Origin of the sequence: Delftia sp. 60 (assembly GCF_002754395.1) — a bacterium.
Lineage (GTDB): Bacteria > Pseudomonadota > Gammaproteobacteria > Burkholderiales > Burkholderiaceae_C > Comamonas > Comamonas acidovorans.
The window spans coordinates 1,058,975-1,073,795 of record NZ_PEFD01000001.1 but is presented as its reverse complement, the minus strand read 5'-3'; the positions used below and the strand labels follow the sequence as shown (position 1 = coordinate 1,073,795).

The window sequence follows — 14,821 nt, the reverse complement described above, 5'->3', positions numbered from 1 at the left end:
AGCAGGCATGGGCCGGCTGCGGCCGGAGACCGCCTTGCCCCACCTGATCGAAAGCTTTGCCGACATGGCGCCCTTCGTGGCCCTGCGGCGCGACCTGCATGCCCACCCCGAGCTGGGCTTCGAGGAACACCGCACCTCGGCCGTCGTGGCCGAACGCCTGGCCGCCTGGGGCGTGGAGGTGCACACCGGCCTGGCCGGCACGGGCGTGGTGGGCGTGGTGCACGGCAGGCATACGGACGCACGCCATGGCATGCGCACCATCGGCCTGCGCGCCGACCTGGATGCGCTGCCGCTGCAGGAAGAAAACCGGTTTGCCCACCGCTCGCAGCATGCAGGCCGCATGCATGCCTGCGGCCATGACGGCCACACCACCATGCTGCTGGCCGCGGCCTGGCATCTGGCGCGCACGCGCGACTTCGCGGGCACGGTGCACCTGATCTTTCAGCCGGCCGAAGAGATGGGCAAGGCCGGCGCACGCAGGATGATCGACGAAGGCCTGTTCGAGCGCTTCCCCTGCGATGCGGTCTTCGCCCTGCACAACTTCGCGCTGGACCGCGTGGGCAGCTTCGCGCTCAACCCGGGCGCGCTCATGGCCTCCAGCAACACCTTCCGCATCGTGCTGCATGGGCAGGGCACGCATGCCTCACTGCCGCACACGGGCATCGATCCGGTGGCCGCCACCATTGACCTGGCCCAGCAGCTGCAGACCCTGGTCGCGCGCCATGTGGATTCGCGCGAACGCGCGCTGCTGGCGGTCACGCAGATCCAGGGCTCGGACGCGCCCAACGTGATTCCCGACAGCGCCTGGGTGGGCGGCACGGTGCGCACCTTCTCCGTGGCGGCGCTGGACATCCTCGAAGCCGCCCTGCGCCGCCAGGCCGAGCACACGGCCCTGGCCCATGGCTGCAGGGCCGAGATCCATTTCCGGCGCGCCTCGCCGCCCCTGGTCAACCACGCGGCCGAGGCCGCCTTCGCCGCCGCCGTGATGCGCGAGATCGCGGGCGACGACGCCGTGGACACGCAGTTCCCCGGCGTGCTGGCGGCCGAGGACTTCGCCCACATGCTGCAGGCGCGGCCCGGCTGCTACGCCTTCATCGGCAACGGCCAGGGCGATCACCGACTGCCCGGCCATGGCGACGGCCCCTGCCTGATCCACAACCGCTCCTACGACTTCAACGACGACATCCTTGCCATCGGCGCCAGCTACTTCGTGCGGCTGGTGGAGCGGTGGCTTGCCGTCCCCCAGGAAACTTCCCCATGAAAACCTCTCATCCTTCTCCCGTCACCCGCCGCGTTCTGCTGGCAGCAGCCCTGGCCTTGGGACTGGCACCGGCCGTGCATGCCGAACGCGTGATCCGCATCGTCGTGCCCTTCGGCGCAGGCGCCACGCAGGACACGGTGGCACGCACCTTCAGCAATGAGCTGGGCCAGGCCCTGGGCGCCACCGTGGTGGTGGAAAACCGGGCGGGCGCGGGTGGCAGCGTGGGCACGGCCCAGGTGGCCAAGTCCGCGCCGGACGGCAACACCCTGGTGCTGGCTGCCGCCAGCCACAACCTGGCCGGCCATCTGTACGCGAAGCTGCCCTATGACCCGCTCAAGGACTTCGTGGGCGTGTCCTTCCTGGGCCGCACGGGCTATGTGGTGGGCGTGCCGGCCACCTCGGGCGTGCAGACCCTGGGCGAGTTGCTGCAGCGCGCCAGGGCCCAGCCGGGCCAGCTCAACTATGCGTCGGCCGGCAATGGCAGCGCCTCGCACCTGGCCTCGGCCTCGCTGGCCGCGCAGGCGGGCATCAAGCTGCAGCACATTCCCATGAAATCCACGGGCGACGCCACGACCGAACTGCTGGCCGGCCGCGTGCAGCTGGTCACGGGCGCCACCATCGGCATGCTGGCCTTCCAGAAGGATCCGCGCGTCAAACTGCTGGCCTACTCGGGCCAGCAACGGTCGCGCTTCCTGCCCGATCTGCCCACGGTGGCCGAGTCCGGCGTGCCCGGCTATGCCTTCGACTCCTGGCTGGGCCTGCTGGCACCGGCCGGCACGCCGCCCGCCGAAGTGGAGCGCATCAACACCGCCGTGCGCAAGGTGCTGGCCGAGCCCGTGGTCCAGGAGCGCCTGGCCCGCGTGGGCGTAGAAGCCGCCACCCTGCCGGCCGCCGAATTCCAGCGCCTGCTCAAGGACGACTGGGAAGCGTCCGGGCGCATCGTCAAGGCGGCCGACGTGCGCATCGAATAGTCACCCAGGCCAATAGTCACCCAGGCCGTCACAGCAGCTTGGTGCCCAGCGGCACCTCGCGGTCGGGCACGCACAGCGCCACCTCGCCGTTCTCGTTGTGGAATCCCGTGACCAGGCATTCCGAGCGCATGGGACCGATCTGCTTGCTGGGAAAGTTCAGCACGGCCACCACCTGGCGGCCGATCAGTTCCTCGGGCCGGTACAGCGCCGTGATCTGGGCGCTGGACTTGCGCAGGCCCAGCTCCGGGCCGAAATCGACCTGCAGCACATAGGCGGGGCGGCGCGCCTCCTTGAACACCTGGGCGTCCACGATGCGGCCCACGCGCAACTCCACCTTGAGGAAGTCGTCAAAGCCAATGGTCTCGTGCAATGCGGATGAAGTAGTCATGCGGCCATGATGCCGCGCCGCCGGTGCCGGCTTTGTCGAGCAACGCTTGCAGTGCGGGACAGTGGCGGGCTCACGAACGCGCGCAGGCATGCGCCAGCCGTGCTATCGCTTCCTGCTGCGGCAAATGCGCGAGGGCCTTCGCCGCCGGCAGATGCACAGAGCAGAAATAGGCCAGTCCCTGCGGATGGGACAGCATGTCGGCCTGCTCGGCGCAATGGTCGGCAAAGCACAGCCAGGCTCCGTGCAGCGGGCCGGGTTCCTGCGTCGGATCCTTGTTGCAGACGCTGCAAAGGGCGGGTTGCATGGCGGTCGAATCACAGGTGACGAACAAGCCGCCAGTGTCGCAGCTTCCGTGAAAAAGGCCGGCATCGCGTCCGATGCCGGCCTGATGCGGGGGCCTTCGACAGGCCCCGCAGCGGTTCGCGCCAGGATTACTTGGCGGCGACCACGCGCACCATTTCCAGGCACTTGTTCGAGTAGCCCCACTCGTTGTCGTACCAGGACACGACCTTCACGAAGGTCTTGTCCAGGGCGATGCCGGCTTCGGCATCGAACACCGAGGTGCAGGACTCGCCGCGGAAGTCCGTGGCCACGACCTTGTCTTCGGTGTAGCCCAGCACGCCCTTGAGCGCGCCTTGCGACTGGGCCTTCATTTCGGCGCAGATCTCTTCGTAGCTGGCTTCGCTGTTCAGCTCCACCGTCAGGTCCACCACCGACACGTCGGAGGTGGGCACGCGGAAGGACATGCCGGTCAGCTTCTTGTTGAGCTCGGGAATCACCACGCCCACGGCCTTGGCTGCGCCCGTGCTGGAGGGAATGATGTTTTCCAGGATGCCGCGGCCGCCGCGCCAGTCCTTGTTGCTGGGTCCGTCCACGGTCTTTTGCGTGGCGGTGGCAGCGTGCACGGTGGTCATCAGGCCGCGCTTGATGCCCCACTTGTCGTTGAGCACCTTGGCCACGGGAGCCAGGCAGTTGGTGGTGCAGGAGGCGTTGGAGATCACGTCCTGGCCGGCGTAGGTCTTGCAGTTCACGCCGAAGACGAACATCGGGGTGCTGTCCTTGGAAGGCGCGGACATGATGACCTTCTTGGCGCCGGCAGCCAGGTGCTTGCGTGCGGTCTCGTCGGTCAGGAACAGGCCGGTGGCCTCGATCACGATGTCGGCGCCGACTTCGTTCCACTTCAGGTTGGCAGGGTCGCGCTCCTGCGTCAGGCGGATGGTCTTGCCGTTGACGATCAGGTTGGAGCCCTCCACCGAGACCTCGCCCTTGAAACGGCCGTGCACGCTGTCGTACTTGAGCATGTAGGCCAGGTAGTCGGGCTCGAGCAGGTCGTTGATGCCCACGACTTCGATGTCGCTGAAGTTCTGCACGGCAGCGCGGAACACCATGCGGCCGATGCGGCCGAAGCCGTTGATACCGATCTTGATCGTCATATTTGCCTCTTGGATTGACGGATTGCGAAAAACGGAAAAACTGAAACGGTGAGGGCCAGGCCGGGCCTGGCGGGCGGCAAAAAGGGGCCACAGGCCCCTTCTCGCAGCTTTACTTGCCGGCGCGCTGCAGCGCAGCCTGCACGGTGTCGGCCACATTCTCGGCCGTGAAGCCGAAGTGCTTGAACAGCACGGGCGCGGGGGCCGATTCGCCGTAGGTGTCGATGCCGACGACGGCGGCGCAGCCGTACTTCCACCAGAAGTCGGTCACGCCCATTTCCACGGCGATGCGCGGCAGGTTGGCCGGCAGCACCTGGCTCTTGTACTTGACGTCCTGCTTGTCGAAGGTGGTCGTGCTGGGCATGGAGACCACGCGCACGGCGACCTTGCGCTCGGCCAGCAGCTTCTGGGCTGCCAGAGCCAGCTGCACTTCGGAGCCGGTGGCGATGATGACGGCCTGGGCCTTCTTGTTCAGGCCGACGGCCTTGGGCTCGGACAGCACGTAGGCGCCGCAGGCGATGTCGTCCAGCGCGTCTTCGGTCTTGGCTGCGTAGGCCAGGTTCTGGCGCGACAGCAGCAGGGCCGTGGGCTTGTTCTTCTGACTCAGGGCCACGGTCCAGGCGACGGCGGTTTCCGTGGTGTCTGCAGGGCGCCAGACATCCAGGCCCGGGATCAGGCGCAGCGAGGCGGCGTGCTCGATGGACTGGTGGGTGGGGCCGTCTTCGCCCAGGCCGATGGAGTCGTGCGTGAAGACGTGGACCACGCGCTGCTTCATCAGCGCGGCCATGCGGATGGCGTTGCGGCTGTAGTCGCTGAAGGTCAGGAAGGTGCCTGCGTAGGGGATGTAGCCGCCATGCAGGGCGATGCCGTTCATGATGGCCGCCATGCCGAACTCGCGCACACCGTAGTTGATGTGGCGGCCGATCTTGCCGTCTTCGGTCAGGACCACGGCACCCTTGTCGTCCACGCGCAGCGAAGGCGTGCTCTTGGTGTTGGTCAGGTTGGAGCCGGTCAGGTCGGCCGAGCCGCCCAGCAGTTCGGGCAGGGCTGCGGTCAGGCCTTCCAGGGCCAGCTGGCTGGCCTTGCGGCTGGCCACGGTGGCGCCTGCGTCATGCGCGTCGGAGGCGATCTGCGCGGCGATCTCGCCGAAGTTGGCAGGCAGGTCGCCGGCCATGCGGCGCGTGAAGTCGGCAGCCAGTTCGGGGAAGGCCTTGGCGTAGGCGGCGAACTTCTTGTTCCAGGCCGCTTCGGCCTTGGCGCCGGCGGCCTTGGCATCCCAGTCGCCGTAGACGCTGGCGGGGATGTCGAAGGGGCCGTGCTCCCAGCCCAGGGCCGCGCGGGTCAGCGCGATTTCCTCGGCGCCCAGGGGCTCGCCGTGGGCCTTGGCCGTGTCCTGGCGGTTGGGCGAGCCCTTGCCGATGCTGGTCTTGCAGCAGATCAGCGTGGGCTTGGAGCTGTTCTTCTTGGCAGCGGCGATGGCGGCATCGAGGGCCTGGACGTTGTGGCCGTCCACGTCGCGGATCACGTTCCAGCCATAGGCTTCGAAGCGGGCGGGCGTGTTGTCGATGAACCAGGGGGCGACCTTGCCGTCGATGGAGATGCCGTTGTCGTCGTACAGCGCCACCAGCTTGCCCAGCTTCCAGGCGCCGGCCAGGGCCGCGGCCTCGTGGCTGATGCCTTCCATCAGGCAGCCGTCACCCAGGAACACGTAGGTGTGGTGGTCGACGATGGCGTGGCCGGGACGGTTGAATTCGGCAGCCAGCAGCTTTTCTGCCAGCGCGAAGCCCACGGCATTGGTGATGCCCTGGCCCAGCGGGCCGGTGGTGGTTTCCACGCCGGGGGTGATGCCCACTTCGGGGTGGCCGGCCGTCTTGCTGTGCAGCTGGCGGAAGTTCTTGAGCTCGTCGATCGGCAGCGCGTAGCCCGTGAGGTGCAGCAGCGCGTAGATCAGCATGGAGCCGTGGCCGTTGGACAGGATGAAGCGGTCACGGTCAGCCCATTGCGGGTTGACGGGGTTGTGCTTGAGGTGACGGCTCCACAGTGCCACGGCCATGTCGGCCATGCCCATGGGGGCGCCGGGGTGGCCGGAGTTGGCTTGTTGAACGGCATCCATTGCGAGTGCGCGGATCGCATTCGCCATTTGTTGAGTGTTGGCCATCAGGGCGCTCCGTGAAGGAGGGGGTAATCAGAATAAGCCGGCCATTTTAAAGGACTGGGGTTTTCGGCTCCCGCGCGCGGGACAATGGCCGCTGGCAATGGTCTACAGTTGCCCTCCATGACCGCCCAGCCCATCCCGCCGTTCCCCGCCGCCAAGGCGCTTTCCCTCACCGAACAGCCGCCTGCCATGCTGCTGGCCGCAGGCCGTGGCGAGCGCATGCGGCCGCTGACCGACACCACACCCAAGCCCCTGCTGCAGGTGCAGGGCCAGCCGCTGCTGCAGCACCACATGCAGGCGCTGGCCCGGGCGGGCGTGCGCCGCGCGGTGGTCAACACGGGCTGGCTGGGCGCGCAGATTCCGGCGCGATTCGGCCCCCAATTCGTGCCGGACGCCGGTGGCGAGCCGCTGCAACTGGCCTATTCCCCCGAGCCCGAACAGGCGCTGGAGACCGCTGGCGGCATTGCACGCGCGCTGCCGCTGCTGGGCGATGTGTTCTGGCTGGCGGCCGGCGACGTCTACGCGCCCGACTTCGATTTTCCGTTCGAGGCCGCCCGGGAATTCGCGGCCAGCGGCCGCCTGGCCCATCTGTGGCTGGTGCCCAACCCCGAGCACCATCGGCGTGGCGACTTCGGCGTGGACAAACTGGGCCTGGCCTGCGACTGGCCCGAGGGCGATGCCCGCCCGCGCCAGACCTACGGCACCATTGCGCTGCTGCGCGCCGAGCTGTTTGCCGCGCCCTGGTGCGACATCCCGCCCGGCAACCCCGAGGGATGGCGCGTGCCGCTGGTACTGCTGCTGCGCCGCGCCATGGCGGCCGGCCAGGTGGGGGCCAGCCTTTATACGGGCCGCTGGACCGACGTGGGCACGCCCGAGCGGCTGGAACGCCTCAACGCGCCGGGCTGATACACCGCGCGTCGGTGAGTGCGGCCTGGCGATCGGCGGCTTGGCGCCCTGCCTCCTGCGCCTGCAGGCAGCGGCGGGCGCTTCGTGATAGCGTCGCCGGTTCGGCGCAGCGGCGCGCCAGAAAGCCTTTCGATGAGCGTGATCCAGTATGTGATGTTCCTGGCCCTGGTGGGCCTGGCGACGTTTTGCCAGAACCTGACGGGCTTTGCCTTCGGGCTGATCTTCGTGGGCGTGGCCGGTGCCACGCACCTGATGGGCATTGGCGATGCGGCCAACGTGGCCTGCCTGCTGTCCGTGGTCAACGGCGTGGCCTACCTGCGCGCCCACCGCCAGGTGCCGCAGTGGACGCTGCTCAAGCCCATGCTGATCAGCAGCGTCATCGGCGTGATCGGCGGCGTGCTGCTGCTGCAGTGGCTCAGCGGCAATGCGCTGAGCGGGCTGCGCATGCTGCTGGGCCTGGCCATCGTGGCCTGCGCGCTGTTGCTGTTGCTGCAAAAGCAGGTCAACGCGCAGGTGTCGGGGCCGGTGTCGCTGTGGGTGGCCGGTGTGGCATCGGGGGTGCTGGGCGGGCTGTTTGCCACGCCGGGTCCGCCCATGGTCTACCACCTGTACCGCCAGCCGCTGGACCGCCTGGTGGTGCGCCAGTGCCTGTTTGCCATGTTCCTCACCTGCGCACTGCTGCGCCTGGTGATGGTGGCCTGGGAGGGCGAGATCACCGCCAGCGTGCTGCTGGCGGCGGCCCTGGCCTTTCCCGTGGTGACGGTGGTGACCTGGCTGCACATGCGCCATCCGCCCGCCCTGCCCAAGCGGCTGGTCGAATGGATGGTCTGCCTGCTGCTGGTGCTGTCGGGCACCAGCCTGCTGGTGTCGGGCTGGAACGCCAGCCACCCCCAGCCCGTGGTGCCCGATGACGAGATGGCCATGGCCGTACCCCAGCGGTCCCAGGCTGCACACCCCGCGCCGCGCTGACAACAAAAAAGCCCGCCGGGCGGACCGGCGGGCTTTCTTTTGAAGGGGAAGGAACCGATCAGTTCACGACCTGCTGCAGCGAACCGGCAGCGTACTTGGCGGCCATCTGCTCCAGCGTGTAGCCCTTGATCTTGGCGCCCTGGCCTTCGCAGCCGAACTCGATGTAGCGGGCCTTGCAGATCTGCTTGGCGGCTTCGCGGGCAGGCTTGAGCCATTCGCGGGCATCGAACTTCTCGGGGTTCTCGGCCAGGAACTTGCGCACGGCGCCGGTCATCGCCAGGCGGATGTCGGTGTCGATGTTGATCTTGCGCACGCCGTGCTTGATGGCTTCCTGGATTTCCTCGACGGGCACGCCGTAGGTTTCCTTCATGGCGCCGCCGTACTGGCGGATGATTTCCAGCAGTTCCTGGGGCACGGAGGAGGAGCCGTGCATGACCAGGTGGGTGTTGGGCAGGCGCGCGTGGATTTCCTTGACGCGCTGGATGGACAGGATGTCGCCCGTGGGCTTGCGCGTGAACTTGTAGGCGCCGTGGCTGGTGCCGATGGCAATGGCCAGCGCGTCCAGCTGCGTGGCCTTGACGAACTGGGCCGCTTCCTCGGGATCGGTCAGCAGGGCCGAGTGGTCGAGCACGCCTTCGGCGCCCACGCCGTCTTCCTCGCCGGCCATGCCGGTTTCCAGCGAGCCCAGGCAGCCGAGCTCACCTTCGACGGTGGCGCCCAGCTTGTGGGCCATTTCCACGACCTTGCGGGTCACGTCCACGTTGTATTCGAAGGAGGAAGGCGTCTTGCCGTCTTCCATCAGCGAGCCGTCCATCATCACCGAGCCGAAGCCCAGGTTCAGCGCGCCCTGGCAGATGGCGGGCGAGGTGCCGTGGTCCTGGTGCATGACCAGGGGGATGTGGGGATACTGCTCGGCAGCGGCCTGGATCAGGTGCTTGATGAAGGGCTCGCCGGCGTACTTGCGGGCGCCTGCGCTGGCCTGCAGGATGACGGGCGCGCCCACTTCGTCAGCGGCCGACATCACGGCTTGCACCTGCTCCAGGTTGTTGACGTTGAAGGCGGGAAGACCGTAGCCGTTTTCGGCAGCGTGGTCCAGCAGTTCGCGCATCGAAACGAGAGGCATGTGTAGGGTCCGTATCAAGTTGTTGAGAGGGGGATGCCCCTGCCGCATGGCAGCCGCCGCTGCGTCATGGGTGCGCTGCGGGGCCACGGCCGGGGGATCGCGGCAGTAACCGCTTGGTAACTGGCGATTTTAACCAGCTGCCGCCAACCCTGTCCCGGGCATTCCCATGCGGTAGCAGGTCGTGAAGCCTTCGGGCGGCGCGGCCTCGCCAAAGCTTCCCTGGTGGGCGCGCAGCACGCGCGCCACGATCTCGTGGCCCAGGTGCAGGCTGTCCACGGGCGCTGCCGCGCGCTCGGCGCCATCGCGGCGGCCGTCGCTACGGCGGCCGTCGTCGCAGACCTGCAGCCAGACCTCGCCATCCGGCCCCTGCCCGGCCTGGACTTCGATCTGCGTGCCGTGCGGCGTGTGCTTGAGGGCGTTTTCCACCAGATTGCGCAGCGCCAGCTCCAGCAGCACGGCATTGCCCATCACGCCCAGTGCCTCAGGCGCCTGCACGGACAGGCTGCAGTCGCGCTGCCAGGCCGCCTGCGCATGGGCGGCCACCACCTGCCGGGCCAGCGCGGCCAGGTCCACGGGCACGGGCGGCTCGGCCAGCATGGCGCGGCCGGCGCGCGCCAGTGCCAGCAGCTGGCTGAGCACATGGCCGGCATGCAGCGCGTCCCGGCCTATCTGCGCCAGCGCCTGGCGCTGGGCCGGGGCGTCCATGGCACCGGCCGGCGCATCGCCCAGGGCCCGCGCCTGCAAGGCGATGGAGGCCAGCGGCGTGCGCAGTTCATGGGCCACTTCGTTGGCCAGGCTGCGCTCTCGCTCCAGCGCCTCCTGCTGGCGGTCCAGCAAGGTGTTGATGGAGTTGACCACGGGCATGAATTCCCGCAGCGCGTGGCGGTGCGAGACGCGCTCGGCCTGGGCCAGGTCCAGGCGCTCCACCTCGCGCGAGAGTTCGTTGAGCGGCCGCATGCCCCGGCGAATCGCCAGCCCCAGCGCCAGCGCCACCACGGGCAGCAGCCACAGGCCGGGCTCGACCATCTGGCCCGCGATGTCGTCGGCCAGTTCGTCGCGCTCCTGCAGCTCGATCATCACGCTGACCTTGCGTGCGTGGTCGCGGCTCCACTGGGTGAAGCTGCGCCAGGCGCGGCGCTCCGGGCCCAGGCGCAGCGTGGCAAAGCCCTGCTCGGTGTCGAAGGAGGGCTCGGGCGCATCGCCCGTGCGCGAGATGAGCCGGCCCGAGCCATCCCACAGGGCCACGCTCAGCGACTGCTGGTAGTCGTGGGCCATGAGGCCGGGGGGCTCATGCACGGGCGTGGCTGCTCCCTGGCCTACGGCGCCTGCGACTTCCAGGTTGAGCACCAGCGCAGCCACACCGGCCAGGTGGCCGTCGGTCAGCTCGTCGGCCTCGTGCACGCCGGTCTGGTAGCCCAGCGCCACGAAGCTGGCCCAGACCACGACCAGCGCGCCCAGCATCCAGGCCATCAGATGCCAGATCAGCGAGGGGCGGCGGTCCGGCGCGGTGCTCATGTGTTCTCCACGGGCAGGAAGTAGCCCACGCCACGCATGGTGACGATGCTGGCATTGCCCAGCTTCTTGCGCAGGTGGTGGATGTGGACTTCGACGGCATTGCTTTCCACGGCTGTGCCCCAGCTGTAGAGATGTTCCTCGATCTGCTGGCGCGAGAGCACGCGCCCACGCGCCTGCAGCAGCACCCAGAGCACGGAGAACTCGCGCGGCGACATCTCCACCAGCTTTCCGTCGCGGCGCACGGTGCGCGCGGCCGGGTCGACCTCCAGCTCGCCATGGCGGATCACGGGTGCCGCCTGGCCTCCTGCGCGGCGCAGCATGGCGCGCAGCCGCGCCTCCAGCTCGTCGATGTCGAAGGGCTTGACCAGGTAATCGTCGGCACCCAGGTCCAGCCCGGCGATGCGCTCGCGCACCTGGTCGCGCGCGGTCAGGATGAGCACGGGCGTGTTGGGGTCCGGCAGGGCCTGGCTGTCGCCACCCGGGCGGCGCGGGCCCCGCAGGCGGCGCAGGATTTCGCTGCCGTCGCCATCGGGCAGGCCCAGGTCCAGCAGCACGGCATCGAAGCGCTCCATCTCCAGCGCATGCCAGGCCTCGGCCACGGTGGTGCAGACATCGACCGCGTAGCGGCGCTGTTGCAGATTGGCCTGCAGGCCTGCGGCAATGCCCGCGTTGTCTTCGACGACCAGTATTCGCATGCGCGCATTGTGCAATGACCGCTGCCGGCTGCGGTGCCAGACGATGGCCGCACGCCGGGGCATGCGTTAAGACGGGTTTAAGCCGCGCTTCTCATGCTGCCGGCCATGCCGACACCTGAACCCCGAGATTTCTCCGCAGCCCCCGCGCAGGGCCCCTCCTTCAAACGCACCCTGCTGTGGACCCTGGCGGCCCTGGCCGTGGTTCTGGCCTGGGATGCCAGCGCCCTGGACCTGGCCATGGCCCGCTGGTTTGGCGACGCCGATGGCTTTGCGCTGCGTTCGGACTGGTTCTTCGTGAACATCGCCCACGAAGGCGCACGCCGCATGGCCTGGCTGGTGGTGCTGGGCCTGACGCTGTGCGTCTGGCGGCCCGTGGGCCCGCTGCGCCTGCTGCCCCATGGGCGGCGCGTGCAGCTGGTGGCCGGCATCTTGCTGTCGCTGGCCCTGATCTCGCTGCTCAAGTACACCAGCGCGACCAGTTGCCCCTGGGACCTGGCCGAGTTCGGTGGTGTGGCGCGCCATGTCTCGCACTGGTCGCTGGGCCTGGCCGATGGTGGCCCGGGCCGCTGCTTTCCCGCCGGTCATGCCTCGGCAGGCTTTGCCTTTCTGGCCGGCTATTTCGCGCTGCGCCGCCATGCACCGCGCGCAGCCTGGATCTGGCTGGCCGTCTCGCTGGCCGCAGGCCTGTCGATGGGCCTGGCCCAGCAGATGCGCGGCGCCCATTTCATGAGCCACACGCTGTGGACCGGCTGGCTGTGCTGGACGGCGGGCTGGCTCTTCGACCTGGCGGTCACGCGTGCGCTGCGCACCCGGGAGAGCGCGCCTGACTCCCTGTGGCCCGCCGCCAGCCTTCCGCCTTCCGCACCCTGATCGAGCATTGCCATGCTGCCCCTGGACCCCGCCCTGTTCACACTGCTGAACGCCAACGCGCAAACGCCCGCCATCTCGATCGAGGCGGCGCGCGCCATCTCGTCCTGGCTTCCCTCGCTGTGCGCCCTTCCTGTGATGGCCGGGCTGCTGCGCGGCTCGCCCGCCCTGCGCCGCACCCTGGTGCTGGCCCTGCTGTCCATGCTGGCCGCCTGGGCCGTGGCGCGGCTGATCCGCTGGGGCTTCCCCGCGCCGCGTCCTGCCCAGTTGGGCATGGGCGTGCAATGGGTGGAACACGCGCTGCGGTCCAGCTTTCCGAGCATGCACGCCACGGGCGCCTTTGCCCTGGCCCAGGCGCTGACCCTGGGCTGCACGCGCCACCGCCGCTGGGTCATGGTGTCAGCCTGGTCGCTGGGCCTGGGCATGGCCTGGAGCCGCGTGCACCTGGGCGTGCACTTCCCGTCCGATGTGGTCGGCGGCGCCATCGTGGGCATCTGCAGCGCCACCCTGGTCTGGCATGCCGCGCTGTGGCGCCGCCTTGCCGTCATGCCCAACCTGCTGCCCTACAACGCACGAACCCACTCAGGCAGGCCCTAATAGACCATGGCGAAGGCATAGCGCACCGCACATAAAACTGGCGCTCCCCAAAACGAGGGACACCGAGCAAGGGCCGCCCCGCCGCGAGGGTGTCGTCCCCCCGCGTAGCGAGAGGGGGAAGGCGCGAAGCGCCTCAGGGGGTTAGTTCACACGACATATCTTCAGCATGTTCGTGCCGCCGGGCTGGCCCATGGGCTCGCCGCAGGTGATGGCATAGACATCGCCGCTTTGCACGATGTTGCGCGCGCGCAGATGGCCTTCGGCCTGGTCCAGCGCGGTGTCGCGGTCGGCGCTGGTATCCATGAGCAGGGGACGCACGTTGCGGTACATGGCCATCTTGCGCTGCGTGGAGATCTTGGGCGTGAGCGCGTAGATGGGGATGTGGATGCGGTGGCGGCTCATCCACAGCGCGGTGGAGCCGCTGTCCGTCATGGCGACGATGGCCTTGGCGCCCAGGTGGTGGGCCGTGAACAGCGCGCCGATGGCGATCGACTGGTCGATGCGCGAGAACTGGCGGCCGGTGAACTCGGCATCGCTGTCCGGGTCTTCGGCGGCTTCTGCGGCAGCGCAGATCTTGGCCATTTCCTGCACGGTCTCCAGCGGGTACTTGCCGGCGGCGGTCTCGGCGCTGAGCATGACGGCGTCCGTGCCGTCCAGCACGGCGTTGGCCACGTCGCTGACCTCGGCGCGCGTGGGCACGGGGTTGGTGATCATGCTCTCCATCATCTGCGTGGCGGTGATCACGAACTTGTCCATGTCGCGCGCCATGCGGATCATCTTCTTTTGCAGCGCGGGCACGGCCGCGTTGCCCACTTCCACGGCCAGATCGCCACGGGCGACCATGATGCCGTCGGAGACATGCAGGATCTCTTCCAGGCGCGGAATGGCCTCGGCGCGCTCGATCTTGGCGATCAGGCCGGGCTTGTGGCCGTACTGGGCCGCAGCCACGTTGCACAGCTGGCGCGCCATCTCCATGTCGGTGGCGTTCTTGGGAAAGCTCACGGCCACGTAGTCGGCCTGGAAGCTCATGGCGGTCTTGATGTCCTCCATGTCCTTGGCCGTCAGCGCCGGGGCCGTCAGGCCGCCGCCCTGCTTGTTGATGCCCTTGTTGTTGGACAGCTCGCCGCCCAGCTTGACGGTGGTGTGCACCTCGTCGCCGCGCACATGGTCCACGGTGAGCACGATCAGGCCGTCGTTGAGCAGCAGCACATCGCCGGGCTTCACGTCGCGCGGCAGCTCCTTGTAGTCCAGGCCCACGCCGCCCAGGTCGCCGGGCGCTGTGCGCGATGCGTCGAGCACGAAGCGCGCGCCGGGCTCCAGCATGACCTTGCCTTCGGCGAACTTGCCGACGCGGATCTTGGGGCCCTGCAGGTCGGCCATGATGGCCACCTCGCGGCCTGCGCGCTGGGCCGCCTCGCGCACCATGGTGGCGCGGTCGATGTGGTCCTGCGCCTTGCCGTGGCTGAAATTCAGGCGCACCACGTTGACGCCTTCACGCACCATCTGTTCCAGCAGTTGCGGGTCGCTGGAAGCGGGGCCCAGGGTGGCGACGATCTTGGTGGCACGGCGGACTTGCATGGAATGTCTCTCGCTCAGGGTTTGTAATCGGGTTTCAATTCTCACACGAATGCGGTTACATGAAGGCAACATTCCGGCATGTGGCCAGGGGCTGAAAGCCAGGCCCCAGGCACCCCGCAGATCGCGCAGGCGCGGCACGCAGCGCATCGCAAAGCACCGTGGCGCCTGGCCTTTGCCGCTATGGGTTTTGATGCTGCAGCGCAGCATCGCCGGCGCAGGCACGCCGCCATGCCTGCCGCCTGTGAAAGCAGTTTTGCCCGGGACGTTCGCAATGCCTGCCGCCCGCGTGTCGAACCCGCGACAGCCTCGCGCCCCTCCTGGCGTTTGAATGCCCTGCGCGCCTTGTTCGACAAACCAACGACAGGA

At 68.5% G+C, this 14,821-nt stretch carries 14 protein-coding genes; 6 read left to right on the top strand and 8 right to left on the bottom strand.

What is annotated here, in order from left to right:
* Positions 1–7 precede the first annotated feature (7 nt).
* Positions 8–1,261, top strand: coding sequence for a M20 aminoacylase family protein (locus CLV01_RS04870; protein ID WP_099734859.1), 1,254 nt, complete (start codon positions 8–10; stop codon positions 1,259–1,261).
* Positions 1,258–2,232 (top strand): tripartite tricarboxylate transporter substrate binding protein, encoded by a 975-nt coding sequence (locus CLV01_RS04865; RefSeq protein ID WP_099734860.1) that lies wholly within the window; start codon positions 1,258–1,260, stop codon positions 2,230–2,232. Before CLV01_RS04870 ends, CLV01_RS04865 begins: the two co-directional genes overlap by 4 nt.
* Before the next feature lie 28 nt (positions 2,233–2,260).
* On the opposite strand, the gene CLV01_RS04860 is transcribed toward CLV01_RS04865, so the two are convergent.
* From CLV01_RS04860 to tkt, 4 genes are all read right to left on the bottom strand, one after another.
* Positions 2,261–2,620 carry a tRNA-binding protein gene (locus tag CLV01_RS04860; protein WP_026062619.1) on the bottom strand — a complete coding sequence of 120 codons (360 nt, stop codon included), beginning with the start codon at positions 2,618–2,620 and terminating at the stop codon, positions 2,261–2,263.
* A 70-nt stretch (positions 2,621–2,690) separates the two neighbouring features.
* Positions 2,691–2,924, bottom strand: a complete 234-nt coding sequence (locus tag CLV01_RS04855) for a hypothetical protein (RefSeq protein WP_099734861.1) — start codon at positions 2,922–2,924, stop codon at positions 2,691–2,693.
* 127 nt (positions 2,925–3,051) lie between these two features.
* The gene (gene gap, locus CLV01_RS04850) at positions 3,052–4,053 is read right to left on the bottom strand and encodes a type I glyceraldehyde-3-phosphate dehydrogenase (RefSeq protein ID WP_012202871.1); all 1,002 of its coding nucleotides are present in this window, start codon (positions 4,051–4,053) and stop codon (positions 3,052–3,054) included.
* Positions 4,054–4,162: 109 nt separating this feature from the next.
* Positions 4,163–6,208 carry a transketolase gene (gene tkt, locus CLV01_RS04845; RefSeq protein WP_099734862.1) on the bottom strand — a complete coding sequence of 682 codons (2,046 nt, stop codon included), beginning with the start codon at positions 6,206–6,208 and terminating at the stop codon, positions 4,163–4,165.
* 117 nt (positions 6,209–6,325) lie between these two features.
* On the opposite strand from tkt, the gene CLV01_RS04840 reads away from it, so the two are divergent.
* Both CLV01_RS04840 and CLV01_RS04835 read left to right on the top strand, forming a co-directional pair.
* Positions 6,326–7,111: a nucleotidyltransferase family protein gene (locus CLV01_RS04840; RefSeq protein WP_099734863.1), complete on the top strand. Its 786-nt coding sequence runs from the start codon at positions 6,326–6,328 to the stop codon at positions 7,109–7,111.
* A 132-nt stretch (positions 7,112–7,243) separates the two neighbouring features.
* Positions 7,244–8,080: a sulfite exporter TauE/SafE family protein gene (locus tag CLV01_RS04835; protein ID WP_099734864.1), complete on the top strand. Its 837-nt coding sequence runs from the start codon at positions 7,244–7,246 to the stop codon at positions 8,078–8,080.
* Positions 8,081–8,138: 58 nt separating this feature from the next.
* Here the strand turns inward: CLV01_RS04835 and fba are convergent, their stop codons facing one another.
* The 3 genes from fba to CLV01_RS04820 all read right to left on the bottom strand — a co-directional run bounded on the left by fba (position 8,139) and on the right by CLV01_RS04820 (position 11,413).
* Positions 8,139–9,203 carry a class II fructose-bisphosphate aldolase gene (gene fba / locus CLV01_RS04830; protein ID WP_013804528.1) on the bottom strand — a complete coding sequence of 355 codons (1,065 nt, stop codon included), beginning with the start codon at positions 9,201–9,203 and terminating at the stop codon, positions 8,139–8,141.
* A gap of 129 nt (positions 9,204–9,332) precedes the next feature.
* Positions 9,333–10,718: an ATP-binding protein gene (locus tag CLV01_RS04825; RefSeq protein WP_043825424.1), complete on the bottom strand. Its 1,386-nt coding sequence runs from the start codon at positions 10,716–10,718 to the stop codon at positions 9,333–9,335.
* Positions 10,715–11,413: a response regulator transcription factor gene (locus CLV01_RS04820; RefSeq protein WP_013804530.1), complete on the bottom strand. Its 699-nt coding sequence runs from the start codon at positions 11,411–11,413 to the stop codon at positions 10,715–10,717. The genes CLV01_RS04825 and CLV01_RS04820 overlap by 4 nt, the downstream gene beginning before the upstream one ends.
* Positions 11,414–11,506: 93 nt before the next feature.
* Between CLV01_RS04820 and CLV01_RS04815 the strand changes: the two genes are divergently transcribed.
* Both CLV01_RS04815 and CLV01_RS04810 read left to right on the top strand, forming a co-directional pair.
* Complete coding sequence (locus CLV01_RS04815; protein ID WP_099734865.1) at positions 11,507–12,283, top strand: phosphatase PAP2 family protein; 777 nt, start codon at positions 11,507–11,509, stop codon at positions 12,281–12,283.
* A 12-nt stretch (positions 12,284–12,295) separates the two neighbouring features.
* Positions 12,296–12,877, top strand: coding sequence for a phosphatase PAP2 family protein (locus CLV01_RS04810; protein WP_099734866.1), 582 nt, complete (start codon positions 12,296–12,298; stop codon positions 12,875–12,877).
* Between the two features lie 141 nt (positions 12,878–13,018).
* Here the strand turns inward: CLV01_RS04810 and pyk are convergent, their stop codons facing one another.
* Complete coding sequence (pyk, locus tag CLV01_RS04805) at positions 13,019–14,455, bottom strand: pyruvate kinase (RefSeq protein WP_012202862.1); 1,437 nt, start codon at positions 14,453–14,455, stop codon at positions 13,019–13,021.
* Positions 14,456–14,821 lie beyond the last annotated feature (366 nt).